Consider the following 24,443-nt stretch of genomic DNA (forward strand, 5'->3'; position numbering starts at 1 on the left):
GAACTTGCCCTGCCCGCCGGTGCCCGTTTGTAGAACCTTCATGGAGCGGTCATGGCGATACTCATTTCGACGAAGGACGTGGTGAAACCGCAGCACCTGTTCATCCCCTACCGAACAGCGGATGGAACGGGCGCGCTGCAGATCGTCCACACTGGCACGTTGGCCCTTGATGGGGGCGGCGGACCGCTTGGTGACAATGTCGTGGTCGCCTTCGTCCCCTACGGCGCTTCGGGCTCCGTGAGTCCGCCGACCACCGGAAAGGTCCAGGACTTCAGCAGTGTCCTGACGGCATCGACGGTGACGGCTACGCTCGCAGGATTCAGAGTGACGGGGGACGACAACGTAACGGCGTTCATCGATTCCTCGGAGTTGCACCTTCGGACACAACCAGGCATGACGGGTATCAGTGGCCCGCCTCTGTGTCTCATCATGGAAGTCCGCATCGGAGCCTTGCGCACCAAAATCTCCAGAATTGCCTACCAGGCGACCGTCAAGGTCGAACCCGATCCCGGGAACGAACACAGCGCCAGCCTCCTGCAGAACATTCCGAACCTCATTCCGGCCGGAAGCGCGGACGGATCCATGGTGGACGCCACCCACAGAGATCCCATCCTGTGAACGTTCTCGTCTAGGACGACCCGGGCCTACCAGGTCTCCCCATCACCGCGGTGTGCCGCCGCGACCTCGCCGTATCTGGAGCCGGTCGGACAGGTCTGCCGAACCTCAGAACGTCGCAGCGGGCGGCGCGTGTGCGGGTGGCGAGCAGTGGGGAGAGCGTCGCTGCGGAGCGGGGGTGGCGGGGATGGCGGTCGGCGGGTGCCACCGGTCGGCGGCACGGCCACGCCAAGACGGGGTGGAGCGGTGCCCGTCCGGCTGGCACGGGGATGTTGGCCGTGGGCCGTGCCGCCGGTGTGTCAGTCCGTCTCCACCCGGCTGCGGCCGCCCTCGCCTGGCTCGATCTCGCCGACTCAGCCGACGACCACGGACGAGTGAAGCCAGCTCATATCCCTTGCGCCACACCTGTTGCACTGCCTACCTTGCTTGGTCATAGCCACTGAGCTGCGAGGACCCGACTTGGAGTCCGCCTCAGGATCGGCGACCACCCGAGAACTCGCCCTCTGCCTCGCACGGAACCCACACAGGCCCGACCACCAGCGGGTCCCGGAGGACGTCCTGCGCTACCAGCACCGCATGGCCCGAGACGCCCACCACCTGCTCGAAGGCGAAGGCTTCGACGAGATCCGCCACCACCGCACCGGGCACTGACGCCGCGCACCACCGCGTCCTCGCCGCCGAGCCAACCAGGCCCGGGCGGCGGGGACGCGGTGGTGCGCGGCGTCACTACTCGGCCGACCCAGCACCCGCACCTCGGAGGACAACTCAATGACCGACACCCTGCGCACCCGTCTGGCCCGCGCCACCCTGGACACCACCGACTCCGTCCTCACCGCCGCAGCCGCCGCCTGCCTCACCGCCTACCGCACCCTCGCCACCCGCCCGGCCGAGACCCGTATCACCCCGGCACGAGCGGCTGATCGCCAAGGGCGGCTGCCGGCTGGAGCTGGACCACTACCTGGAGGCCCTGGTCCGCAAGCCGGGTGCCTTCCCCGGCGCGACCGCGCTCGACCAGGCCCGCTCTGCCGGCAAGTTCACCCCGGTCCACGACGCCTGGTGGACCGCGGCGGTCCGGGCCCACGGCGACGCCGAGGGCACCCGGGCGCTGATCGAGGTGCTGCTACTTGGACGGCACCTAGCGCACGAGCACATCGTCGCCGGCCTGGCCACCGCCCTGCGAGCCGGTGCCCTGACCGCGGACGCGGTCGCGCTGGAGGCCCGCAAGGCCGCCCAGACCGACGACGAGCCCGCCGTCGCTGTCCCCACGCCGCGGCCGGTTGCCGGGCCGGGAGCGGGGACGGTGACGTTCCTGCACGAGTGGAAGCTCAACCACCTTCCGCCGGACACCAGGCCGCTGCCCTCGGTAACCCACTACGACCAGTTGCTCCGACACCGCCGCGTCGTCGGCGGCGGTGACCTGCGAGAGGGAGAAGCGCCATGACTGCCATGCTGCCCCGCCAGCGGAACCTGACCGAGCAGGCCGCCACCACGGCCATCGACACCGCCTGCAGGCCGCTGCGGCTGCCGTCGATCCGAGGCGAGTTCGCCGACATCGCCGACCGGGCGGTCAAGGAGCAGATGACCTACCGCGGTTTCCTCGCCGAGCTGCTGATGGCCGAGTGCGACGACCGCGCCCGCCGCCGCTCGGAGCGGCGGATCAAGGCAGCCGGGTTCCCGCGGGACAAGTCGCTGCGGACCTTCGACTTCGACGCCAACCCCAACATCGACCCCGCTGTGATCAACGCCCTCGCCAGCTGCGAGTGGATCAAGAAGAGCCAGCCGCTCTGCCTGATCGGCGACTCCGGCACCGGCAAGTCCCACCTGCTCATCGCCCTGGGCACCGAGGCCGCCATGCAGGGCTACCGGGTCCGCTACACGCTCGCCACCAAGCTGGTGAACGAGCTGGTGGAGGCCGCCGACGAGAAGCAGCTGAACAAGACCATCGCCCGCTACGGTCGCGTCGACCTGCTCTGCATCGACGAACTGGGCTGTGCGCCACGAGGCGCTGAGGGATCTTGCGGGATGAAAGGCCCGCCGCTGGTTCTCGCAGGGACCGGTTGAAGCTGGAGGCAGGCTGACCCCCGGGTTGGGGGTGAAGCCGGAAGCAGCCTCGACAACGTAGGGGCGGACCGACACCACCAGACGGTTCGTGCCCGCAAGCGAAGACGGAATGGGTGTAAGGAAACTGAACCAGTGGTTGACGTCCCGTGAGTCGTCGGCGGCCTGCCGAACCTGGTGGATGGGCCGCTTTGCAGTGCTGGAGAGAGCCGTAGCCGATGGACTCTCCTCTCCTCTCGCCTGGAGCCCATGGGCGTTGGGAGGCCCGGACCAAGACTGCGATGTGCGGTCCGTGGCGATGCTGCCGGGGTATAGCTGGGCACCGAAGCCGTCACAGAGATCCTCAGTGAACGTGGGAAGCGATCTGGCATCGCCCTTCCCGTCCGGCCTCCAGCCGGGCGGCGGGCAGGCGCGACGCCCGCTGATGGCGCCAGATCGTGGCGGAGTCGCCGTAGTACTCGGAGGCCGGGAAAGCCGGTCACATGGGGAAGGGCGACAGCGTGATGGCAGCAGGACTGCTGTCGGGGAGGAACGTTGTTGAACAACGACGCGCCGTCGACACCTTGGCCGAGCATTTTCGCGGCCGAGCGACGGGTACTCGATCATCAGCTCAAGCTGCACCGATGGGCACGGAACGAACCGGCTCGCCGGTTCGATGACGTATTCAACTTGATCTGCGACCAGGCCACGCTGTTGATGGCCTGGGAGCGGGTGTCTGGCAACCGGGGTGCCAGGACAGCGGGCGTGGACGCGGTCACCCGCTACTACGTCGAGGAACGTCAGGGAGTGATCCCGTTCCTGGAGGACCTGCGGTCCTCGCTCAGGGACGGGTCGTTCACCGCACTTCCGGTCAAGCAGGCGGTGATCCCCAAGAAGAACGGCAAGGTCCGCTATCTGGGCATCCCGACCCTGCGCGACCGCGTTGCGCAGATGGCCCTCAAGCTGGTCCTGGAGCCGATCTTCGAGGCCGATTTCTACCCGTCCTCGTACGGGTATCGGCCTGGTCGTCGGGCTCAGGATGCCATCGCCGAGATTCACCACTTCACCCGCAAGCCGTCGACCTACGACTGGGTCATCGAGGGCGACATCAAGGCTTGCTTCGACAACGTCGACCATCACGTCCTGATGGGCCTGGTGGCCGAACGCATCAAGGACCGCAAGGTCTTGCGGCTGGTCAGCGCGTTCCTGCGGGCCGGGGTTGTCGAGTTGCACGGTGGACTCGCGGAGACCCTCACGGGCACTCCGCAAGGAGGAGTCGCCTCCCCCCTGTTGGCCAACATCTATCTCTCCGTCCTGGACCGGCACTTCTCCCGGATCTGGGACGCGGAGATGACCCCGCCCTGGCGTCGGCAGTATCGACGCCGGATGGGGCGGCCGAACTTCCGTCTGGTTCGTTACGCCGACGACTTCATCGTGCTCGTGCACGGCACGAAGTCGGAGGCCGAAGCGATCAAGGCGGAGATCGGTGAGCTGCTGGCCAGCAGGCTGAAGATGACCCTCTCCGACGAGAAGACCCACATCACCCACATCGACGACGGCTTCGTCTTCCTCGGCTTCCACATCCAGCGGAGACCCTGGGGCGACGGCCGGCGCGTCGTGCTCACCATCCCGTCCAAGCAGGCCTTGGCGTCGGTGATGCACAAGATCAAGAAACTGACGGGGCGGAGTACGACCTCGCTCTCGTTGGAGGAGGTGCTGCGGACGGTCAACCCGGTCCTTCGGGGCTGGGCTGCCTACTTCCGCTATGGCGTCTCGAAGAGGACGTTCGCCTACCTCGGCTGGTACGCGTGGTGGCGGATGCTTCGGTGGATTCGCTACAAGCACCCCCGGACGACCTGGAAACAGCTGCGGCGCCGCTTCTTCGGAGCGGACCGCATCGCGGAGGGCGGTCTCGTCCTCTACAACCCGGCGAAGATGCGTGTTGAGCGTTACCGCTTTCGCGGGGCGCAGATCAGCACGCCCTACAACATCGACGAGGTCAATCCGGACGGGGCTCGCTTCCGCCGGACCAGCCACGACGATGTGGCCTTCGTCGGCCAGGTCAGCGAATACCTCGCCTGATCCATCGGATCACGTGGAGAGCCGGATGCTCGGCCAACGGGCACGTCCGGTTCGGCGGGCGGGGATGGGAAAACCGACACCCGAGAGGGTGCACGGCGTCCCGTCCCCGACCCACACACCTCGAACTGGACCGCCGCGGCCCCGAGATGCTGTTCCAGGTTCTGACCGAGAAGGAGGGAGAAGAACAGTGTCGCGATCGCCTCGAACGAATCGTTCGGAGGCTGGACCAAGACCTTCACCGACCCCCGCCTCTGCGCGGCCATCGTCGACCGCCTCACCTTCAACGGCACCATCATCGAGACCGGCACCGAGTCCTACCGCCTCGCGCAGACCAAAGCCAGGCAGCAGGCGAGGAAATAGTCAGGCGGCCGTGCGATTGCGTCGGTAGTCTCCGCGGGTGTCGTTGACTCAGTACGTCTACTTTGCGATCTCCACCGTGGGCACCACCGCCGATGAGATCACCCAGCTGCTTGGCGTGGAACCGGACGAGGTCACGGTGCGGGGAAGTTTGACCACTTCACCTCACATCATCCCGTCCTGTCACTGCTGGAAGATCTTCTGCTGCGAGCCGGGCCTGCGGGTCGATGAGCAGCTCGACCTGGTAATCGGCAGGCTCCGGCCTCACATGGAAGCGCTCACAAATCTGACGAGCCGTCTTGCAACCGAGGAGGGCTCCGCGGGCGTGATTCTGCAGGTCATGCGCTACTACAACCGGCGTGACGAGCAGCCGGGCGGCTCGCCGGACGACACGAACCTCTACGGCTGGCGCCTGCACCGCGCGGTGGTGGACTTCCTCACCGCAACCGGCGCAGAACTTGATTTCGACGAATACGACATGACGCCCGGCGACGGCTGACACCGCCCGCTTCAAAGTGGGGCCACGACGGACCGGAAGCCGGGGCCAGTCCGGGCCGGAACAAAGAGCCTGCGGCACCAAGCCGGAGCCAGTTCAGACCGGAAGAGTGGGGCCATACCAAACCGTTAACGCCAGGTGCGGATCCCGTCGGTGATCGGGACCGACGACTTCGCCCCTGGGGTGTTCGGTGCTCTCGTGATCCCGCAGGGCTTCGGCATCCTCGGCGCGGACCTTCCCCCACGCGGGCTCGGCAGGGCTGCCGGAGATCACCTCGGGCGGGACGGGAATCGACGCCACCGGCGCGTCGATGTTTTGCGTCGCGCAGTGCAACGGATAGTGGATGCTGCGTAGTCACCCTGGCGATTGGACGCTCATGGACCGCTATCCCCCGATCGCCGATCACGGCCTGGTGGGAGACCTGCAGACCGCTGCGCTGGTGTCCTCGCAGGGCGTGGTGAACTGGTTCTGCTCGCCGAGGTTCGACTCGCCCAGCATTTTCGCCTCGCTCCTCGACCACGACCGCGGCGGGCACTTCCGGCTCGCGCCGGAGCACACGGACATGTCGTGCAAGCAGCTCTACTACCCGGACACCGGGGTGCTGGTGACCAGGTTCATGTCGCCGGACGGGGTGGGCGAGGTCATCGACTGGATGCCGGCGAACACCAGCCGCACCCCGACCGACCGCCACGCCCTGATGCGGGTCGTCCGGGCCGTGCGCGGCACCGTGCGGTTCACTTTGGAGTGCAGGCCGCGGTTCGACTACGGCCGGGCCGGCCACGAGCTCGAACTGAGCTCCCGGGACGCGGTCTTCCGCGCCCCAGGGATCACCGGACACCTGCAGGCGAGCTTCCCGCTGGAGCGGGACGGGGACGACGTCAGCGGCGCAGTCACCCTCAACGTCGGGGAGTCGGCCGCCGCGGTGTTCACCACGTCCGCCGCCGACGGCGCCGCGCCGCCCCCGCTCACCGTGGAGGGTGTCACGGAGCAGCTGTGGGCGGAGGTGGACTTCTGGCAGAAGTGGCTGCACACTTCCCGTTACCGGGGCCGCTGGGCGGAGATGGTGAACCGCTCGGCCATTACGCTCAAGCTCCTCACCTACCATCCCACCGGGGCGCCGGTCGCCGCCGCCACCATGGGCCTGCCCGAGCAGGTCGGGGGCGAGCGCAACTGGGACTACCGGTATTCGTGGATCCGCGACGGCTCGCTCTCGGTGCGGGCACTGCTCGACCTCGGCTTCGTTGAGGAGGCGACCTCGTTCACGAAGTGGCTGGGCGACCGGATGCGCGACCGGGCCGACCTGCCAGGCGAGCGGCTGCAGATCATGTACCGGGTCGACGGGGACCCGCATCTCACCGAGGAGATCCTGGAACACTGGGAGGGCTACCGCGGCTCGCGTCCGGTGCGCGCGGGCAATGCCGCGGCCGACCAACTGCAACTCGACATCTACGGCGAGGCGCTCTACGCGATGGCCGAGAGCCTGGACGTCGGCGTGGAGCTGGGCTACCACGGCTGGAAGGGGCTCGCCAAGACCCTGGACTGGCTGGCCGACAACTGGGACCGTCCGGACGAGGGCGTCTGGGAGACCCGCGGCGGGCGCAACGACTTCACGTTCAGCCGGGTGATGTGCTGGGTGGCGTTCGACCGCGGGATGCGGATGGCGACCGAGCTGAGCCGGCCAGCCGACATCCCGCGCTGGCGCCAGGCCCGCGACGCCATCCTCGAACAGGTGATGGACAAGGGCTGGAGCCACGCCGAGCAGGCCCTGGTCCAGCACTACGGCGGCGACGTCCTGGACGCCTCCCTGCTGCTGATCCCGCGCCTGGGCTTCCTCACCGCGAAGGGCCCCGGGTGGCTCAACACCCTGGACGCGGTGGAGCGCAAACTCGTCTCGGACAGCCTGGTCTACCGTTACGACCCGGCCGCCTCACCCGACGGCCTGCGCGGCTCCGAGGGCACCTTCAGCCTGTGCACCTACCTCTACGTCGACGCCCTGGCGCGGGCCGGCCGCGTCCGCCCGGCGCGCTACACCTTCGAGAAGATGCACACCTACGCCAACCACGTGGGGCTGTTCGCCGAGGAGATCGGCCCGAGCGGCGAGCAACTCGGCAACTTCCCGCAGGCGTTCACGCACCTGTCGCTCATCATGGCGGCCTCCACCCTGGACGAGGCAATTGACCGGAAGCGGCAGCGAGACTGAGCCCGGGCCCGCGCGCCCGCAGAGCCGGGCCGCGTTCGACCGCCTCTACGCCCGCCTGCGGTCCCCGGCCGTCGGGGGACCGGAACCGGGCGGCGGGCGGGGTTCGCTGGCGACGATCACGCCGGCCACGGTCCGTGCAGCCACGGCCGAGGTCCGCGCGGGGCTGACGGTGTCCCTGGCCTCCCCCGTGCAGACCGAGCCCGCCCCCGACGACCCGCACCCCTCCCGACACCGGCTCACCAACCCGCCCGAGGCCGACGCCGACGGCACCGGACTCCACTTCGCTACCGATGCCTTCTCGATGAACGTGCACGGCGACGCGGACAACCACCTCGACGTGCTGTGCCATGTCGTCTACGACGGCGCCCTGTACAGCGGAGTCCCGGCCACGACCGTGACCGCCGAGGGAGCCACCGCCCTGTCGGTCGAACTGGTCCGCGACGGAATCGTCGGGCGGGGTGTCCTCCTCGACGTCCCACGGCTGCGCGGGACGCACTGGCTGGCACCCGGTGACCATGCCACCGCCGCCGACCTGCGGGCCGCCGAGGCCGCGCAGGGCGTCCGGGTCGGCGCGGGCGATCTGCTCTTCGTCCGGGTCGGCCACCGCCGCCGGCGGATCGAGACCGGGCCGTGGGACGCCGCCCGGGCCCGGGCGGGCCTGCACCCCGAGGCCGTGGAGTTCCTGGCCGAGCGCCGGGTGGCCGTGCTCGGGAGCGACGGGAACAACGACTCCGCCCCCAGCGCCACCGAGGGCGTCGACTTCCCGGTGCACGTCCTGGCGATCCACGCCCTCGGCATCCATCTCATGGACTACCTCCAGTTCGAGGAGCTGGTGCCGCTGTGCGAGCGGGAGGGCCGCTGGTCCTTCCTCTGCGTGGTGGCGCCGCTGCGGCTGCCCGCCGCCACCGGCTCGCCGGTCAACCCCATCGCCATCCTCTGACCCGCCCGACTCCCCGATCGCCGGCGCGCGGCGCCCGGCTTCGGCTCACGACCCGAGGTGACCACCAATGGCCGAGTCCGAGCACTACGAGAACGTCACGATGGTCACCGTCGCGAACGTCCGGAGGCTGGAGACGGACGCCGGCGGCCGCACGGTGACCGAAGTGGTCGCGGAACCGGCGGACGGCTCCACGGCCCGCTTCCGCGGCGACATCGTGGTGGCGGCCTGCGGAGCTGTCAACTCCGCTGCTCTGCTGCTGCGTTCGGCGAACGACCGGAACGCATCCGCGCTCGGCCCGTCGCGGGCTCGCCCTTCAACTTCCCGCACGCCGCGCACGATCGGCGGGCAACAGCTCGACGCCCCCGTTCACCGACCTGGAACGGGACTCCCGCAGTCGCGCCGTGGTGCGGCTCGCACATCCCGGCGGCTCGCACGGCACCGACCTGCGGCTGGGTGAAGGGCGGAATTCCTCCAGGTGTACACCGGAGACACGCTGTCGGCGCCGGCCCGGCACCGCGGTATCGCGGTGGAGCCGATGTCCTGCCCGCCGGACGCGTTCCGGGGACGGGCCGAGCCGGTCGAACAAGGCCCCGGTGACCTGTACACCTTCCGTTGGGGACTGCGGCCCTGGACCGGCGACCCCGAGACCGGCTGACACCGACGCGGGGAAGCGGAGCGGCCGAGCACCCGGGCGCGGGCCGGGCCGCCGTGACGGTCTATCGGCCGGTGCTGCCGGGTGCGGGGCCGTCGGGCGGTGCGTCCCTGCGGTGCCGTCCCCCGCCGATGCCCTGGGGGTCGGCGGTCCGCGCGGCGGCCCGGCGGGGCGTGTCGCCGTACTCCGTGTCGACCGCGAGGTCGAGCAGGGACAGTTCGACCTGGAGGGCGGGCCGGCACTCCTGCGGAAGCGCCGCGAGGAGGCCGTCGAGGAGCGCCCGCAGGCGCCTGCACACCTGGACGGAGCTCACTCCGTAGTCGCGGATCTCGGTGACGGCGAGCTGCAGGTAGTCCTCCCACGACCGGCCGGGCAGGACGAGCCGAGGCCGCCCGCGGTCGTTGGCCAGCACGTAGCTGCTGCGGAGTCCGACGCGGCCGACGGTGTACAGGAAGGTCTCGATGTGGTTCAGGACCTGGATGGCCGTGGTGGGGTCGTTGACGGCGGGGGAGAGCGCCCGGATGGCGATGTCCACGAGGATGCGCAGGGCGAAGGCCGGATCCTGCTCGATCGTCCGCTCGGCGCCGAGGGCGAGGAGCCCGGTCACCCGGTCGGAATCCGGCAGCGGCGCACTGCCGTGGATCTCCACGACGGTACTGCCGGGCGGTACGAAGTCGCCGATGGAGGCGGCCAGGACCAGGACGCAGTCGTGCCGGGTGGCGAGCGACACCATGCCGGGGACGTTGATCGCCTGGATGACGCCGCCGCGTTCCGAGCGGACCCGGCCCGTCGGGGCGCCCGCCGGCGGCGTCGCGCCGGGCAGGACGGATCGTCGCGCGTGCGCCGAGGCACGGTCCACGACGCCTTCGCCCAGGCGTCCCACGATGTCGGCGATGGCCACCGGGCGCAGGTTGTGGGTGAAGCGGTTGAGGTAGATCAGGAGAAGGAGGAGGCTGGCGGAGACGGCGACGCCGGCCAGGGTGACACCGAGGTTGGGGACGGAGTTCTCCTCGATGCTCCTCAGCAGGGTGTAGGCGAAGGCGAACGTGCCGATGAACGTCGCGAGTACGGCCTTCTGCAGCCGGTCGCGGTACCAGAGCCGCATGTAGCGGGGCGAGAGCGTGCCAGTGGCCTGCTGGATGACGAGGACGCCGATGGTGACGACGAACCCGAGCAGCGCGACCATGGAGCCGACCACGGAGCTGAGGACAGTGCTGGCGGTCGTGGCGGAGTAGTCCCAGGTCTTCGGCAGCCAGGAGGCTCCTTCCGCGGCGGCTGCCGCCTCGGCCAGGGCGACGCCGAACACGAGCCCGAGCAGCGGGATGATCCAGAGGCTGGCCTTGGCGTACTGCTGTAGCCGGAAGCGGGTGGCCCAGGACATCATGCCGGGCTCAGCAGGATGACGGTCTCGTTCGGGAGCGGCGTGATCGGTTGCGTTTCGGTGACCGGGGCGAGGCGGCCGTCGGCGCTGACGACGAAGAGGACGTCGTGGTCCGGGGGGATCGGCAGGGATCCCGGCTGCACGCGGAAGCGGGCGCCTTGCGCGTAGCGGGCCGCCAGGCGGTGCCGGACCAGTGCACGGCCGAAGAGGATGTCGCCTCCCGTATAGGGGGCGACCACGCCGTGACTGTCCTTCGGCGGGCCCACGCGGTAGACGGGGCCTTCGACGTTGTCCTTGACGACGACGGAGGCGAGCGCGTTGAAGTCGTCGTCGTCGGTGAGCAGGAACACGGCCGTGACGCCCTCGAGGCGGGCTCGGGGATTGGTCGCGGTCGCCAGCATCTCGCCGTGCGCGAGCTCGATGCCGGCCCTCGTGATCCGCTGGCGTTCCTCGTCGAGTCCCGCCCACATCAGCACGTCGAGTCCGATCGACTGCAGGGTCCTGCCCAGGCCGATCACCCACTCGTCGCCGCCGACGAGCAGCGGCCGGGTTCGGGCCGGCCGGATGACGCCGAGGCGACGGGCGACGGGTGCGGCGGTCAGCGCGTAGACCAGGACCGTCCCCACGATCACCAGGAAGGTGATCGGAACGATCTTGGATGCACCGGGCAGCCCCTTCTGCACCAGGCTGGCGGCGAACGCGGACGCGGTCGATGCCGCGACGATGCCGCGCGGCGCCATCCATCCAAGGAAGCCCCATTCGCCCGCGGTCAGGTCGGAGCGGCGGGCAGCGGTGAAGGCGATGAGCGGCCGGAGGACCAGGACGAGGAACGCGATCAGGATCAACGAGGGGACGAGCACGGGCACCACGGACTTGGGAGCCACGGCGGACGAGATCGAGATGAAGAGCAACCCGATGATCAGCTGGACGAGCGTTTCTAGGAAAGGCCGGCGGGCCGGCATGTCCAGACCTGGCAGGTTGGTGACGGCGAGCCCGGTGACGATGGCGGCGATCAGCCCGGTGTCGTCGCGGGCGATGTCGCAGCCCGCGGAGACGACGACGACGGTCGCGAGCTGTGCCAGCGTGCCGAGCGTCTCACCGAGCCGGAGCACGCGAAGGGCCAGCCACAGGAGGGCGGTTCCGACCGCGCCGCCCGCGATGCCGACGGCCATGCTGATCAGGAACTGCCCGATCTGGTAGCCCCGTCCGATGTCGATCCGGCCGGTGGTCGCCACGGCGTGGAAGACGATGGCGCCGAGGATGCCTCCGATCGGGTCGGTCAGCGTTCCCTCCCAGATGAGGATGCGCCGCAGCCGGTCCGTCGGCCGGACGTACTCCAGCAGGGGGCCCACGACCGTGGGGCCGGACACCACCAGGATGGTGGCGATCATGGCGGCAACTCTGAGCGGGATACCGAAGAGCGCCGGGCCGATGGCCGAGACGGCGAAGAAGGTGGCCAGGATCCCGACGGTCAGCAGCTTGAGCACGATTCCGCGGGTGCGGCCGGTGAGATTGCGCGGATTCAGGCCCAGGCCGGCGTCGTAGAGGATCACGGAGACCGACAGCGAGACTAACGCCGGAAAGTCCGCGCCCACGAGCTGGCCGGGGTGGATGACGTCGGTCAGGGCGCCCGCAGTGAAGCCCACCGGCAGCAGCACGATCAGCGCGGGGACCCGCAGCTTCTTCGCCAGCACCTGCGAGCCGGTCGCGAGGGCGACGGTCAGGGCGATGCCGAGGAGGATGTCCTCGTCTGTCACGTGAACCCTCCTCCTCGCCACGTCAGGGTCCAGGAGATCAAACCCCGCCCTCCGGACCCCACATCGCCCATCGCGACAGACACGGACAACGGCCACCCGATCAGCCCTACAGGCCCCGGAACCCGAGCTTGCGAACAGTGATCCAATCGGGTTGCTCAAGAGTCGAGTGACGGCGGGTGAGCAGGTCGAGGCGGCGTCGAGCCCGGGCGGGCTGGCGATGCCGGCGCAGCGCACCCACGGCCGGCACAGCACGAGGGGCGGGGCTGGTGGCCGGGCGCCGACGCGGCCGGGAACGTAACGGCGCTCCAGCCGCATCGGCACGGTTCGCCGCTGGATGCCGGGCATCCGGGTGCTCCCTTGATTCGCCGAGCGGCACCGCGGGTCCTGCCGTCAGTCGAGGACGTGGACGGCTCTGGCACCGGCCATCACCACGCGTCGTGGGCCGTTCCTCCCGCAGGCTCGGACAGGTCGTCATGTCCGCGCGCGAGCCGATGGCACCGGGTGTGGTCGCGGTTCAGGGCGCGACCCGGATCCGACCGGCCCCTGGGCACCGTGGAAGCGGTCACAACACACGCAGCTTGACGGCTGACGTCACGGAGCTGTGATGTGAGGGCTCAGGACATCATTGACATGATGTTCTCGGGACACCCTTGACAGTTTCTGATGGCACTTCAGATGCTTCGGGTGTGACTCAGGAGGCAGAGGGCCAGCAGCAGGGCGACTGGTTGATCGAGCAGAGGTACCGGGCGGTGCTGGAGGTGCTCGACGGTTCGCCGATCACGGAGGTCGCCCAGCGATACGGGGTCTCACGGCAGTCGGTCTACACGTGGAAGGCGAAGCACGCCGCGGGTGGCTTCGAGGGGCTGCGGGAGGCGTCCCGTCGGCCGCGGACCAGTCCGACCAGGTTGCCGGCGGAGGTGGAGGCCCTGGTCTGCGAGATGCGCCGGTCCCACCCGCGCTGGGGAGCCCGACGGATTGCCTTCGAGATCGAGCGGGCCGGCGCCGAGTCCGCCCCGTCGCGAGCCACGGTCCATCGGGTCCTTACCCGCAATGGTCTCGTGCGCCCGCAGGAACAGCAGCACCGGCGTAAGTACAAGCGGTGGCAGCGCGAGACTCCGATGTGCCTTTCGGGACCGTTGGGAAGACCGGCTGTGGCTCAACGTCCCCGGGCCCTTCTACGGCGGGGAGACCGACACCTGCCGGACGGGGCGGCTGTCGGCACCCGCCCACGTCCTCTACAGTGGCGAGTACCTCAGCGAGTACGTCTATCCCCAGCCCGGTACGCCTGCGCACAATAGCGTTGCTCACACCCCTGGCCTCCGTGGCACTCTGACCGGGTGTTCAATGTTCTCTCCCCTACAGGCCTGACCTGGGACGAGGTCGACCCCGGGTCGCGTCCCCTGAAGTGGTGTAGTGGTCGTAGGCCAACGGTCATGAAGTAGTCGGGAGTTCGTTGCGGCCGGGCTCGTTGGGGTAGATCTTCTCCATGCCGGCCTCCGGCAGGTAGCGGCGGGGGAAGGCGATCCATTCGTCGTGCATCTCGAAGAGCACGGCGGTGACCAGTCGTAGGAGCGCGTCGTCGTTGGGGAAGACCTGGACGACGTCGGTGCGGCGCTTGATCTCGCGGTTGATCCGCTCCAACGGGTTGGTGGACTGGATCTTCTTCCAATGTCGCTCGGGAAAGGCCGCGAAGGCGCTCAGGTCGTCCTTGGCCTCCAGCAGCATCTGGCTGACCTTGGGGAACTGCTTGCCGAGCATCTCTGCGACGGTGTCCAGCTGGGACCGGACCGCGGCCTCGGCGGGCTGGGCGAAGATCGTGCGGATGGTCGCGGCGACCATCTCGCCGGCGTCCTTCGGGATCACCGCGAAGGTGTTGCGCAGGAAGTGGACGCGCCAGCGCTGGTAGGCGGCGCCGAGCATGACCTTGCGGATCGCCTTGACCAGGCCGCTGTGGTGATCGCCGATGACCAGCCGCACTCCGGTCAGGCCGCGCTCGCGCAGGGACCGGAGGAAATCGGCCCAGAACACCTCGGTCTCGCTGTCCCCGACCATCACGCCGAGGACCTCGCGGCCGCCGTCCTCGGTGATCCCGGTCGCGACGACCACGGCCCGGGAGACGATCTGGTGGTTGACCCGGGCCTTGCAGTAGGTCGCGTCGAGGTAGGCGTAGGGGAAGCGGGTGTGGTCGAGGGACCGGTCGCGGAACGCGGCGAGCTGTTCGTCCAGGTCGGCGCAGATCCTGGAGACCTCGCTCTTGGAGATGCCGGTGTCCGCGCCTAGGGCTTTGACCAGGTCGTCGACCGAGCGGGTGGAGACACCCGGCACGTATGCCTCCACGATGACCGCGTAGAGGGCCTGGTCGATGCGGCGGCGTCGCTCCAGCAGGCTGGGGAGGAAGCTGCCGGTGCGGACCTTGGGGATGGCGGGCTCCAGGTCGCCGGCCTGCGTGGTGAGCGTCTTGTCGCGGTGGCCGTTGCGCCAGGTGGTGCGGTCCGCGGTGTGCTCGCCCGGCTCGGCGCCGATCCGGGCGGTCGCCTCGGCCTCGATCAGCTCCTGCAGGAGCCGCTGGGCGAGGGTCCTGATCAACTCGATTCCGTCTGCCGTACGCAGTGACTCCATGAGGCGGAGTAGGTCAGACTGGGACAAGGCCATCGCGCACCTCTCACTCAACGAGCATGCCTACTCGGAGAGTTGCGCGATGGCTCCTTTATGACCAGGGGTTACGTCAAGATCCCTGCTACACCACTCGGCGGGACGCCATCCCGGGCCAACCGCGACTACCTGCGCAAACGCGGTATCCGCTGCACGATTCCGGAGAAGTCCGACCAGATCCGCAACCGCAAGAAGCTGGGCGCCCGCGGCGGCCGTCCGCCGAAGTTCGACAAGGCCGACTACCGCGAGCGCCACGCGGTCGAGTACGGGATCAATCGCCTCAAGCGCCACCGGGCGGTGGCCACGAGATACGACAAGCTCGCCGTCCGCTACGAGGCCACCGTAACGATCGCCGTCATCAACGAGTGGCTCTGACCTTGCTCGCCAAGCGCGGTCAGCGAGAAACGCGGTACCGCTGCAGGTAGCCAGGCATTTAGCCTGTGGCGCATGCATCAGCCCCGAAGGCGCGACCGGCGCCTGGCTCGCCGTGTGCCGTCGGAGCCGGCCCAGCGCCAGGCGTTCCGATTCACGGCCGTGGGCGCCGATGTTGTCCTGGTTGGCTACTTCTCTGCGAAACAGAAGGACTTCGAAACGCTCATGGCGTCGGCGGCCACAGAACTGGCAGCGCGCGGCGCCCGGGTCGTCGTGCAGATGGTGCAACGACGGGGCGTCTCGGACGGCGGGGTCCAGAAGATGGGTCTGCCCTACTCCTCGCGGACTCTGCTGAGCTACGGAAAGGTCCGCGAGGTGGCTCAGGCCTGTGACCAGGCCAACGCTGACGCAGTGATCTTCGTTGCCTCCTTGACCGAGCGCCAACAGCGCGCGCTGACAGACATGCTTGGCCGCCCCGCCGTGAGTCTTTCCGACATCCTCGCTGCCGACTGACCGCTCACTCGAAGCGGGCTTTTGAAACACGCCCTAGGCCTCGCGCTTGGGGGATCTTGGTCGACAGGGTGCCCGGATGCGTGCTGATCTTGTTCCGGGCGATCTGTGGGAGCGGGTGGCTCCGATGCTGCCGCCGGCTCCCGAGCGGCGCCGGCGCTATCCGGGGCGACTGCAGGCTCCAAACCGGGCGGCCCTCGCCGGCATCCTGTACCCCCTCCGGACCGGTGTTGCCTGCGGCCCAGATCGTGGGTTGTTCCGTAGCGACGGCCTGCCGCCAGCGGGGCGGGCACGGGCGAGGGGCCAACTCCACCAGTTCAGGCGCCTTCGGATCCGCTACCAGTATCTGGCCGAGGCCCATCAGGGTCTGCTCCAACTCGCCTGCAGCATCATCTGCCTGCGGCGGCTGCAGAAAGCACCCGGGTCTCTCGTTCGGTCGCACAGTCGCGCGGTACCCCCTGATGCGCGGGCTGCAGTCCCCCGAATGCCCGACGAGGCAGCCCTTCGGTCCCACGGCGGGGCAGCCGCAGCCTCCGCCGCGGCTTGGGCCGGACCTCCCCCCGGCACCCCCCGTTGCGCACGCCATCGCGGGGCCGCGCCACCCAACGCGGCCTGCCCGCGGGGTGCTGCGACGTGCCGGGCGCCCCGCCGGGACCCGGTCCGCGTGCGAGTCGAGCACGAATCGGCTATGCGGAGCACATTCTCCGCTTCTGCTACGCTCGAATGCGGAATCAAATCTCCGCTTACGTGTTCCGCTGGAGCCCCCCATGCCCCGAACAAGCACCTCACGCCCCCACTACAACCTGACCTTCGCCGTGCTGTTGCTCGGCGTCGGCGCGTTCTCCCTGCTGCAATCACTGGTGGTCCCGGTCCTGCCGACCCTGATGGAGCGCCTGCACACCACCCAGGACACCGCGACCTGGCTGATGACCGGCTACCTGCTGTCCGCATCCGTGGCGACCCCGATCCTGGCCCGGATCGGCGACAAGGTCGGGAAGGAGCGGATGCTCATCGTCACGCTCGTCGCCCTGGCCGCCGGGTCCGCGCTGGCCGGCGCTTCCCACTCCGTCGGACTGATGATCGTCGCGCGGGTCATCCAGGGCACGGGCGGTGCCGTAGTGCCGCTCGCGTTCGGCATCATCCGCGACGAGTTCCCGCCCGACAAGGTCCGCAGCGCCGTCGGCGTCACGGCCGCACTGACCGCCGTCGGCGCCGGGCTCGGCCTGATCCTGGCCGGGCCAATCGTCGACCACATGGACTACCACTGGCTGTTCTGGGCGCCGATGATCCTCATCTGCGCCGCAGCGATCGCCACCTACCTGTTCGTCCCCGAGTCCCCCGTGCGCGTCCCCGGACGGATCGACTGGCGCGCCGGACTGCTGCTCTCCGTCTGGCTGGTTGCCCTGCTGCTCGCCGTCAGCGAGGGACAGAAGTGGGGCTGGGGTTCCCTGCGGATCATGGGTCTGTTCGCCGCCGCAGTGGTCTTCGCCGGCTACTGGATCGTGACCGAACTGCGTTCGGACGCCCCTCTGATCGACATGCGGGTGATGCGTATCCCGGCCGTCTGGACCACGAACCTGGTCGCGCTGCTTTTCGGCATCGGGATGTACACCTCGATGACCTTCCTGCCGCAACTGGTCCAGACGCCCGAGCACCTGGCCGGCTACGGCTTCACCGCGAGTGTGACCCAGTCCGGGATCTACATGCTGCCGATGACGGGCGGCATGTTCGCCCTCGGCGTCCTGGCCGGCAAGCTCGCCGCCCGCTACGGCTCCAAGCGCGTACTGATCGCCGGCAGCCTGATCACCATCGCCCCGTTCGCGATGCTCGCCCTGCAGCACGACCACGCCTGGCAGATCTACACCGCTTCGGCCCTGATCGGCGTCGGCCTCGGACTCGCCTTCTCCGCCATGTCCGCCATCGTCGTCGAGGCCGTTCCCCCGGCCCAGACCGGCGCGGCCAGCGGCATGAACGCCAACATCCGCACCATCGGCGGCGCGATCGGCAGCGCGGTGGCGGCCAGTATCCTGTCTTCCGGGGTCACGGCCACCCACCCGTTCCCCCAGGACTCTGGGTACACCAGTACCTTCTGGTTCCTGACCATCAGCGCCGGGCTCGCCGCCGCCGCGTCCCTCGCCATCCCGACGGCCCGGCGCCGCCGGAGCGACCACAGCGTGGGATCACCCCGGCTCACCATGGTGGACCGGTGACCGAGCACAAGGACCGGACCCCGCGATGACCACCCCCCACCGGCCCGCACCTGCCAAGCCCAAGGCCCTGCGCCGCGACGCGGCACAGAACCGGGAGAAGCTGCTGCGGGCCGCGTGGGAGGTCTTCGCCGAACTCGGCCCCGACGCCGGCGTCGAGGAGATCGCCGCCCGCGCCGGCGTCGGCATGGGCACCCTCTACCGCCGCTTCCCCACCAAGGAGTCCCTGCTCGCCGCGCTCAGCGACGAGATCCTCGACTCGATCCTCGACTGCTTCCGCCGCGCGGCCGAACAGCAGCCGGACGACCGGGCCCTGGAACAGGCACTCTGGGACACCGGCACAGTGCTGGCCGTCCGCCACGGCTGGCTCACCCGCCTGTGGGCGGCCATCCCCCCGGAGGCCGACGAACGCCGAGCGGAACTGCTCGGCCTGGTCGACGACCTCCTCACCCGCGCCAAGCGCACCGGCCGGGTGCGCGAGGAAATCACCCGCACCGACGTCTACGCGAGCCTCCTCGCGCTGCGCGTCCTCATCGACGACACCGAGGCCCAGGTACCCGGTGTCTGGCGCCGCCACCTCGCCATCGTGCTCGCCGGCTTCCGCCCGGCCGCTGAACTCCTCGCCCACCCCGCCACCGACGACACCCTGATCCGCGCCAAGACACCCAAACACCAAACGGAATGACCATCACCACACCGAATGACCCCACTTTTCCCACATCTCATACTGAAACGATCAGTTAGCGGGACCGGCGGCAGCGCCGCCGGCACGGACTCCATCCGCACAGAGATCACCGACAACCAGAGTTTTCTCGTGACCGCCCTTGCGGGCGACTCCGGGGGGAGCGCGTCGCCCGGGGCGGCTGGCAGTGGGGGTGAGCGCGGCGAGCGCGCAGGAGGAACGAGGGGCGGGGTGGGCGGCCTCGGCGGCACCAGTGCAACCGGCGGTAAACCGGGTGGCGGCGGTGTCGGCGGAGAAGAAGGCGAGTGCTTCAGCGGGGAAGAACTCGCGGCGGAAGCCGGCCCGGCGGGCCAGACCGGCACAACCGGAGCGAACAGCACCACTGCGACTGCCGGCGGTACCGGCTTCGAGGGTCGCGTCGGCGACGGCGGAGCAGGCAGCAGCGGCGCAGCGGGCGGGAGCGCCGGAGCGGGCGGCGCACCAGGCACGGAAATGATCACACTGCCCGCCGGGGCGGGGGTGGGCGGCGCCGGTGGCGCGGGTGGCACCGGCGGCCATGGAGGCGGACCCGACCCCAGCCCCGGAAACCAGGCGGGCTCCGCCGGCACTGCCGGTGCCGCCGCCTCCTCCACCGCTAACGGCGGCCCTTGCTACGCCCTCATCACCTGGTAGACGAACCATGTCCCGTCCCGCCGCTCAGGTACTGCCTCAAGCCCAACCAATCGAACCTCAGTGGCAACGACCGATCCTCGCTGTCGCGAAAAGGCGCTCACGGTTCGAAGACAGGAAGCCGCCCCCCTCCCTGTGCAGCGCGCGCCCATCGGGGCACTGTGTGTCGCTTCTGCAACCCAACGCAGGCCGTCGGATCAGCAACATGATCGTGGCCCAGCCCGAACACGGCGAGGCCGGCTTGATCAAGAGGTGGCCTTCCAGGCCGACCCGTCACTGACGATCAGTCAGAAAAGTCAGCAAAAGGTCAGCATCGATACGAGCAGGCCTTGCGAAACGCGCGTAGACCTGAGAATCGACACGCCCCGCGCCTTGCCCCCCGAGGAGACAGGCGCGGGCAGCGGAACTCGTTCTGCCATTGCCCTTCCGATGCCGGAACGGTCCAGTCGGCAGCGACGGGAACAGATGCTTCCTTCGATGCATCTTCCCAGGTCAGCGCACCTGCCCGCGGGCCTTCAGCGGGATGCCGGGGAGCTCCGGCGCCCGCAGTCGAGCACCGTCGCAGCCGTGTACTTCACCGACGCGAAACCCCTTTTCCCAGTCATTCCGTGCTTGTGCGATCTCCTCACCGGATCGGCCGATGAAGTTCCACCACATACCACTCGTTTCCCGGTTCTTCGAAGGCCAGAGACTCGCCGGACGATCCACAGTCGGCGAAACGTCAGCATCCGACGCATCCGCGAGTACGGCGCGATGCAGCTCGGGCGTTGCAGCACGGAGTGGAAGGCCCGCCACCGCGGCCTCGCAACGGATCCGGCCGGGTCGTCGCTGCCCACCTTCGCCTCGTAGCCGCCGAGGCCCGCCTCGCCACGTGGCCTGCCGCCGATGACCACTGGCGACGACAACGCACCGAATGACCGCAGGACCGCCACGAGGCAGCAGACCCCCCATACCGGGGCGACATCGACTCTTCGGAGCCACCCAGCATGGACATGACCATGCGTCAGTATGGTCAGACCTGGTTCGTACTCTTCTCTCGTCGGGGGTAGCAGTGATATCACTTGACCCCGAGTGATCGACTGGTCACGGGCACAGGGGACTCGGGGGGCTGGGAGAAGTGTCTGACGGTGTCGCCATCGGGGCGGACGACAGCGACCCGCCGCCCCTGACCCTCACCGGTCCCTGGCTGAGAACCCACGCCGTACCATCCCCGAAGAAGATCGTCTTCTCGTACGATCCCGACGAGTTCGAGGAGTTCGTCAAGGAGTGGGTCCCAGCCCTGACGACGAAGTACGTCGCAGTGCAACGGCACGGCGGTTCCGGGGATCACGGAGTCGATGTCGCCGGCTACCTGACCCCGTACGGGCTCGAGGGAGCCTGGCACAACTACCAGTGCAAGCACTATGGGGAAGCCCTGACGTGGTCGAAAGCCGCTCCCGAGATGCGCAAGATGTTCGCTTCGGTGGTGGGCGGGTACTTCACCGTGCCCCAGAAGTACGTCTTCGTCGCGCCCATCATCAGCCCCAGCCTGGTCCGGCGGTTGTCCAAGCGGTCCGAGGCCCGAGCCGAGTTCCTCAAAGAACTGGCTTCCACCCGCGATCCCGTCATCACCTCGCTCACCCCCGGGAAGCGGCGCGAACTCGAGGAACTCGCCGAAGCCACGGACTTCTCCATGTTCACCACCCTCGACATGGACGACATGTTGTCGTTGCACCAGACAACCCCGCACTGGGCGGTGCGCTTCCCTCAACCCCCGGCACCGCGTCCACGGAGGATGCTTCCGCCTGACGCCCACACCCCCATAGAGGCCCGCTACATCCAGCAGTTGGTGCGGGCCTATGGAGAGCTCTGGGGCGAGCAGGCCGACACCCTTGAGCGTGTCGCCGAACACGACGAGGCGCGCGATCACCTGCGCAGGCAGCGAGAGGCCTTCTACAGCGCGGAATCGCTGCGTCTGTTCGCCCGCGACTCGACCTCGGCCGGGCACTTCGACGCCGTCCTCGACGACGTCCACGACATCGTGGTCGAGGTCGCGGCGGGCAGGTTCCAGTTCGGGTACGACCGTATGCAGGCGGTCCTGGCCGCCTCCGGGAACATCGAGCTCACCAAGACGATCCTCACCGAGTTCGTGCGGCCATTGGACCGCAAGGGGGTCTGCCACCACCTGGCGAACGCAGACCGCTTGATCTGGTGTCGCGGAGGTGCCGCGTGAATCCGCTGAACAGCCCCCTCGAGGTCGGGATGCGCGCACTGGTCCTGCTCGCCGAGAGCCATCCCGAGCCCCTGGACCTCGCCCAGATCACCCTCCTCGACTACGCGCTGCTGCACAGCGGAGAGTTCGACGGCCCGCCGAGCCTTCACCCTGACCTGCCCGCCCGGTCCGGCGAACTAGGCGTGAAGCGAGGCCTGCTGGAGCAGGCTCTGCTCGTCCTGATCCGCGCCGAGCTGGCCCGGCTGGAGCCCGCGGACGACGGCCTCGTCTACCGCGCGACGGAGCGGGGGCCCGCGTTCGTCGAACTCCTCGAAGCCCCCTACGTCGAGCGCCTGCGCGAGCGCGCCGAATGGGTCGTCCACCAGTACGCGCCCGGCGCCGACGTGCGGGCTGCCACCCGTGCGCTGCTCAACCGCCCCGCCGAGACGCCCCTACCCCCCGAGGTCCACCGTGGCTGATCTGCGACTGACCCACCTGACGTACGCGGGCTCCGGAAAGCCCAACGCACACGTGGCCTTCGGCCCCGAACTCACCGTCATCTACGGCGCGTCCGACACCGGCAAGTCCTTCATCGTCGAGTCCATCGAGTACATGCTTGGTGGTGCGCGCCTGCCCCTCATCCCCGAAGCCGAGGGCTACAGCCAGATCCTCCTCGGACTGCGGTTGCCGGATGGGGCGCCGATCACCCTGGTCCGGCGACCGGGCGCCGGCACCGTCGCCGTCCACTACGAGGACCTGCGCGACCTGGTCACCCGGAGGTCCGACCGGGAACTGACCGCGGTCCACCGCGCCGGTAGCTCGCGCAGCCTCTCCGCCGTACTCCTCGCCGAGCTCGGTTATGCCGACGCCCGAATCCGCAAGAACGATGCCGGCGGTACCCGCGGACTGTCCCTCACCGACCTCGTGCACCTGTCCCTGGTGACCGAAACCCGCATGGGCGACCCGCTCTCCCCCGTCCTGCGGTCGAACGCAGCGAACGGCAAGACCGCTGCCGCCTCGGTGATGAAGTACCTGCTGACCGGCGAGGACGACCCGGTGGTCGACACCGGGCCGAACGCCGAACAGCGCCGGGTCCACAAGGGCCAGATCGGGCTCCTCGACCAGATCGTCCTCGAACTCTCTGCGAAGCTGACGACCCGGGAGAACGCTTCCCAACTGCGCGAACGGCTGACGCGGATCCAGGCCACCATCGACGGCCAGTCCCGTTCCCTGCGGGTGATCACCGACCGGCACGTCGGCGCGGTCTCCGATCGCATGAATGCCGCGCAGGAGCTAGCCGCCGTCGAGTCCCGCCTGGCTGAGGTGCACGACTTGCTCACCCGGTTCGGGCTGCTGGAACAGCAATACCGCTCCGACCTCGACCGCCTCGCGATGGTAGGCGAAGCCGGCAGTATCCTCGGCTACTTCCGTGTCGACACCTGCGTCTTCTGCGGTGCCGAACCCCAACACCAGCACCACGGCCACGGAGAGCAGGAGACGACCCAGCTTCACGCGGCCGTCGACGCCGAAGCCGCCAAGACCGGCTCACTCCTTGCCGACCTCCTCCCGACCATCGCCGACCTGCGGTCCCAGTTGGACGAGCTCGTCGGACGAAGGGGCGTCCTGCTCCTGCGGGCCAGAGAGCTCGACACCGAGATCTCCAGGGCCGAGGAGCACCTCGCGCCTTTGCGGACTCACATGAACGAACTTCTGTCGGCCCGCTCGACCGCCGAGCGCGAGCTCGAACTCCACTCCCGTATCGAGGAATTGGACGATCGAAGGTTCAAGCTCAACGGTACAGGCGCAGTCCGGTCCCAGCGGCCCGCCAGCCACATTCCCGCCCGGGTGCTCTCCGGGTTCGACGTTGTCCTGAGGCGGACGCTGGAGGCCTGGTCCGTTCCCTCTGTCGAGTTCGCCGAGTACGACCAGTACGGCATGGACGTCAGGGCCGGCAGCCGACCCCGATCCGGCCGTGGCCAGGGCGTGCGCTCGGTCCTGCACTCGGCGTTCACCACCGCCCTCGCCCGGTACTGCCTCGGTGGGGACTTGCCCCACCCCGGCTTCGTCGTCCTCGACTCCCCAGTGGTCACCTACCGCGAACCGGTAGGGGAGGACGTCGACATCACCTCGAATGTCGTCGACCACTTCTACCAGGACATGCTGACCTTCCCCGGCCAGGCCATCGTCATCGAGAACGGCGACCCGCCGAGCAGCGTGCTGTCCTCCGCCACGACGTACCGCTTCACCGGCCCTGGCGGGGGCCGCCCCGGTTTCTTCCCGGTCTCGCCGACCGGCGGGGCGTGAAGCCGGGACTCAAACCTCACCGTGCTCTCCCGACCGCGAGATCCGGCACCGCTATCGGCAGCTCGGGCTCCGACGCATGGTCCCGTCGGCATGGTGGTATGCGACCGAGCCCGAGCCACAGGAGGAGCCCCGTTCGGCACTGCCGTGTGCTGACGAAAACACTCCGAGGTGGAGACGTGGGTAGGTTCGCGCTCGAGGCGCCAGTGGCGTGGGATGTCGACAGTGGCGCACAGGACCAACTAGATCTTCTTGCCGGTTCGCCAGGTCGAGGAGGGTGAGGTGCTCCCCGGGACGGTTTCCGGCCGCCGCTCAACACCGTCCGAATCGGCGCGCGGCACG

At 69.0% G+C, this 24,443-nt stretch carries 20 protein-coding genes and 4 pseudogenes; 20 read left to right on the forward strand and 4 right to left on the reverse strand.

From position 1 onward, the window contains the following. The first annotated feature begins 51 nt into the window (after positions 1-51). From ACIGZJ_RS32005 to ACIGZJ_RS32055, 11 genes and pseudogenes are all read left to right on the forward strand, one after another. Positions 52-618 carry a hypothetical protein gene (locus ACIGZJ_RS32005; RefSeq protein ID WP_392941503.1) on the forward strand — a complete coding sequence of 189 codons (567 nt, stop codon included), beginning with the start codon at positions 52-54 and terminating at the stop codon, positions 616-618. Between the two features lie 456 nt (positions 619-1,074). Continuing rightward, positions 1,075-1,266 carry a hypothetical protein gene (locus ACIGZJ_RS32010; protein ID WP_396460573.1) on the forward strand — a complete coding sequence of 64 codons (192 nt, stop codon included), beginning with the start codon at positions 1,075-1,077 and terminating at the stop codon, positions 1,264-1,266. Positions 1,267-1,729: 463 nt separating this feature from the next. Beyond that, positions 1,730-2,056 carry a hypothetical protein gene (locus ACIGZJ_RS32015; RefSeq protein ID WP_396460574.1) on the forward strand — a complete coding sequence of 109 codons (327 nt, stop codon included), beginning with the start codon at positions 1,730-1,732 and terminating at the stop codon, positions 2,054-2,056. A gap of 5 nt (positions 2,057-2,061) precedes the next feature. Then, positions 2,062-2,604, forward strand: a pseudogene (locus tag ACIGZJ_RS32020) (ATP-binding protein); the annotation flags it as partial. A gap of 606 nt (positions 2,605-3,210) precedes the next feature. Continuing rightward, positions 3,211-4,734 carry a group II intron reverse transcriptase/maturase gene (gene ltrA / locus ACIGZJ_RS32025; RefSeq protein WP_392941500.1) on the forward strand — a complete coding sequence of 508 codons (1,524 nt, stop codon included), beginning with the start codon at positions 3,211-3,213 and terminating at the stop codon, positions 4,732-4,734. 116 nt (positions 4,735-4,850) lie between these two features. Further along, a pseudogene (locus tag ACIGZJ_RS32030) lies at positions 4,851-5,094 on the forward strand (ATP-binding protein); the annotation flags it as partial. A gap of 37 nt (positions 5,095-5,131) precedes the next feature. Beyond that, positions 5,132-5,590 carry a DUF4279 domain-containing protein gene (locus ACIGZJ_RS32035; RefSeq protein WP_396460575.1) on the forward strand — a complete coding sequence of 153 codons (459 nt, stop codon included), beginning with the start codon at positions 5,132-5,134 and terminating at the stop codon, positions 5,588-5,590. A gap of 373 nt (positions 5,591-5,963) precedes the next feature. Next, complete coding sequence (locus tag ACIGZJ_RS32040; protein WP_396460576.1) at positions 5,964-7,787, forward strand: glycoside hydrolase family 15 protein; 1,824 nt, start codon at positions 5,964-5,966, stop codon at positions 7,785-7,787. Beyond that, positions 7,762-8,727, forward strand: coding sequence for a cyclase family protein (locus ACIGZJ_RS32045; RefSeq protein WP_396460577.1), 966 nt, complete (start codon positions 7,762-7,764; stop codon positions 8,725-8,727). Before ACIGZJ_RS32040 ends, ACIGZJ_RS32045 begins: the two co-directional genes overlap by 26 nt. A gap of 67 nt (positions 8,728-8,794) precedes the next feature. Further along, complete coding sequence (locus ACIGZJ_RS32050; RefSeq protein ID WP_396460578.1) at positions 8,795-9,184, forward strand: hypothetical protein; 390 nt, start codon at positions 8,795-8,797, stop codon at positions 9,182-9,184. An 18-nt stretch (positions 9,185-9,202) separates the two neighbouring features. After that, positions 9,203-9,382: a hypothetical protein gene (locus ACIGZJ_RS32055; RefSeq protein WP_396460579.1), complete on the forward strand. Its 180-nt coding sequence runs from the start codon at positions 9,203-9,205 to the stop codon at positions 9,380-9,382. A 61-nt stretch (positions 9,383-9,443) separates the two neighbouring features. Here ACIGZJ_RS32055 and ACIGZJ_RS32060 read toward each other — a convergent pair whose 3' ends face one another. Together ACIGZJ_RS32060 and ACIGZJ_RS32065 are read right to left on the reverse strand one after the other, a co-directional pair. After that, positions 9,444-10,763 carry a DUF2254 domain-containing protein gene (locus tag ACIGZJ_RS32060; protein WP_396460580.1) on the reverse strand — a complete coding sequence of 440 codons (1,320 nt, stop codon included), beginning with the start codon at positions 10,761-10,763 and terminating at the stop codon, positions 9,444-9,446. Next, on the reverse strand, positions 10,760-12,517 hold the full coding sequence (locus ACIGZJ_RS32065; RefSeq protein ID WP_396460581.1) for a cation:proton antiporter: 1,758 nt from the start codon (positions 12,515-12,517) through the stop codon (positions 10,760-10,762). Before ACIGZJ_RS32065 ends, ACIGZJ_RS32060 begins: the two co-directional genes overlap by 4 nt. Positions 12,518-13,275: 758 nt before the next feature. Between ACIGZJ_RS32065 and ACIGZJ_RS32070 the strand changes: the two genes are divergently transcribed. Then, complete coding sequence (locus ACIGZJ_RS32070) at positions 13,276-13,815, forward strand: helix-turn-helix domain-containing protein (RefSeq protein ID WP_396460607.1); 540 nt, start codon at positions 13,276-13,278, stop codon at positions 13,813-13,815. 133 nt (positions 13,816-13,948) lie between these two features. Here ACIGZJ_RS32070 and ACIGZJ_RS32075 read toward each other — a convergent pair whose 3' ends face one another. Further along, positions 13,949-15,169, reverse strand: a complete 1,221-nt coding sequence (locus ACIGZJ_RS32075) for an IS256 family transposase (RefSeq protein ID WP_396460582.1) — start codon at positions 15,167-15,169, stop codon at positions 13,949-13,951. Positions 15,170-15,226: 57 nt separating this feature from the next. Between ACIGZJ_RS32075 and ACIGZJ_RS32080 the strand changes: the two genes are divergently transcribed. The 5 genes and pseudogenes from ACIGZJ_RS32080 to ACIGZJ_RS32100 all read left to right on the forward strand — a co-directional run bounded on the left by ACIGZJ_RS32080 (position 15,227) and on the right by ACIGZJ_RS32100 (position 18,943). Beyond that, positions 15,227-15,544, forward strand: coding sequence for a hypothetical protein (locus tag ACIGZJ_RS32080; protein WP_396460583.1), 318 nt, complete (start codon positions 15,227-15,229; stop codon positions 15,542-15,544). A gap of 72 nt (positions 15,545-15,616) precedes the next feature. After that, positions 15,617-16,054, forward strand: coding sequence for a hypothetical protein (locus ACIGZJ_RS32085; RefSeq protein WP_396460584.1), 438 nt, complete (start codon positions 15,617-15,619; stop codon positions 16,052-16,054). A 76-nt stretch (positions 16,055-16,130) separates the two neighbouring features. After that, positions 16,131-16,469 (forward strand): annotated as a pseudogene (locus tag ACIGZJ_RS32090) (hypothetical protein); the annotation flags it as partial. 349 nt (positions 16,470-16,818) lie between these two features. Next, positions 16,819-18,261 carry an MFS transporter gene (locus tag ACIGZJ_RS32095; RefSeq protein ID WP_396460585.1) on the forward strand — a complete coding sequence of 481 codons (1,443 nt, stop codon included), beginning with the start codon at positions 16,819-16,821 and terminating at the stop codon, positions 18,259-18,261. 25 nt (positions 18,262-18,286) lie between these two features. Then, positions 18,287-18,943 carry a TetR/AcrR family transcriptional regulator gene (locus ACIGZJ_RS32100; RefSeq protein WP_396460586.1) on the forward strand — a complete coding sequence of 219 codons (657 nt, stop codon included), beginning with the start codon at positions 18,287-18,289 and terminating at the stop codon, positions 18,941-18,943. A gap of 1,158 nt (positions 18,944-20,101) precedes the next feature. Here the strand turns inward: ACIGZJ_RS32100 and ACIGZJ_RS32105 are convergent. Continuing rightward, positions 20,102-20,266, reverse strand: a pseudogene (locus tag ACIGZJ_RS32105) (pirin family protein); the annotation flags it as partial. Positions 20,267-20,726: 460 nt separating this feature from the next. Between ACIGZJ_RS32105 and ACIGZJ_RS32110 the strand changes: the two are divergent. The 3 genes from ACIGZJ_RS32110 to ACIGZJ_RS32120 are packed head-to-tail and all read left to right on the forward strand — an operon-like array spanning position 20,727 to position 24,104. Then, positions 20,727-21,821, forward strand: a complete 1,095-nt coding sequence (locus tag ACIGZJ_RS32110; protein WP_396460587.1) for an ABC-three component system protein — start codon at positions 20,727-20,729, stop codon at positions 21,819-21,821. Beyond that, the gene (locus tag ACIGZJ_RS32115) at positions 21,818-22,279 is read left to right on the forward strand and encodes an ABC-three component system middle component 2 (protein ID WP_396460588.1); all 462 of its coding nucleotides are present in this window, start codon (positions 21,818-21,820) and stop codon (positions 22,277-22,279) included. Before ACIGZJ_RS32110 ends, ACIGZJ_RS32115 begins: the two co-directional genes overlap by 4 nt. Next, the gene (locus ACIGZJ_RS32120) at positions 22,272-24,104 is read left to right on the forward strand and encodes a hypothetical protein (protein WP_396460589.1); all 1,833 of its coding nucleotides are present in this window, start codon (positions 22,272-22,274) and stop codon (positions 24,102-24,104) included. The genes ACIGZJ_RS32115 and ACIGZJ_RS32120 overlap by 8 nt, the downstream gene beginning before the upstream one ends. Positions 24,105-24,443: the final 339 nt, after the last annotated feature.

The organism is Kitasatospora sp. NPDC052868, assembly GCF_044547105.1.
Lineage (GTDB): Bacteria > Actinomycetota > Actinomycetes > Streptomycetales > Streptomycetaceae > Kitasatospora.

Bases quoted from the DNA above. Each gene is read 5' to 3' on its own strand.
- ACIGZJ_RS32005 (WP_392941503.1), top strand. From the start codon at position 52: ATGGCGATACTCATTTCGACGAAGGACGTGGTGAAACCGCAGCACCTG.
- ACIGZJ_RS32040 (WP_396460576.1), top strand. From the start codon at position 5,964: ATGGACCGCTATCCCCCGATCGCCGATCACGGCCTGGTGGGAGACCTG.
- ACIGZJ_RS32050 (WP_396460578.1), top strand. From the start codon at position 8,795: ATGGCCGAGTCCGAGCACTACGAGAACGTCACGATGGTCACCGTCGCG.
- ACIGZJ_RS32060 (WP_396460580.1), bottom strand. From the start codon at position 10,763: ATGATGTCCTGGGCCACCCGCTTCCGGCTACAGCAGTACGCCAAGGCC.
- ACIGZJ_RS32075 (WP_396460582.1), bottom strand. From the start codon at position 15,169: ATGGCCTTGTCCCAGTCTGACCTACTCCGCCTCATGGAGTCACTGCGT.
- ACIGZJ_RS32080 (WP_396460583.1), top strand. From the start codon at position 15,227: ATGACCAGGGGTTACGTCAAGATCCCTGCTACACCACTCGGCGGGACG.
- ACIGZJ_RS32085 (WP_396460584.1), top strand. From the start codon at position 15,617: ATGCATCAGCCCCGAAGGCGCGACCGGCGCCTGGCTCGCCGTGTGCCG.
- ACIGZJ_RS32095 (WP_396460585.1), top strand. From the start codon at position 16,819: ATGCCCCGAACAAGCACCTCACGCCCCCACTACAACCTGACCTTCGCC.
- ACIGZJ_RS32100 (WP_396460586.1), top strand. From the start codon at position 18,287: ATGACCACCCCCCACCGGCCCGCACCTGCCAAGCCCAAGGCCCTGCGC.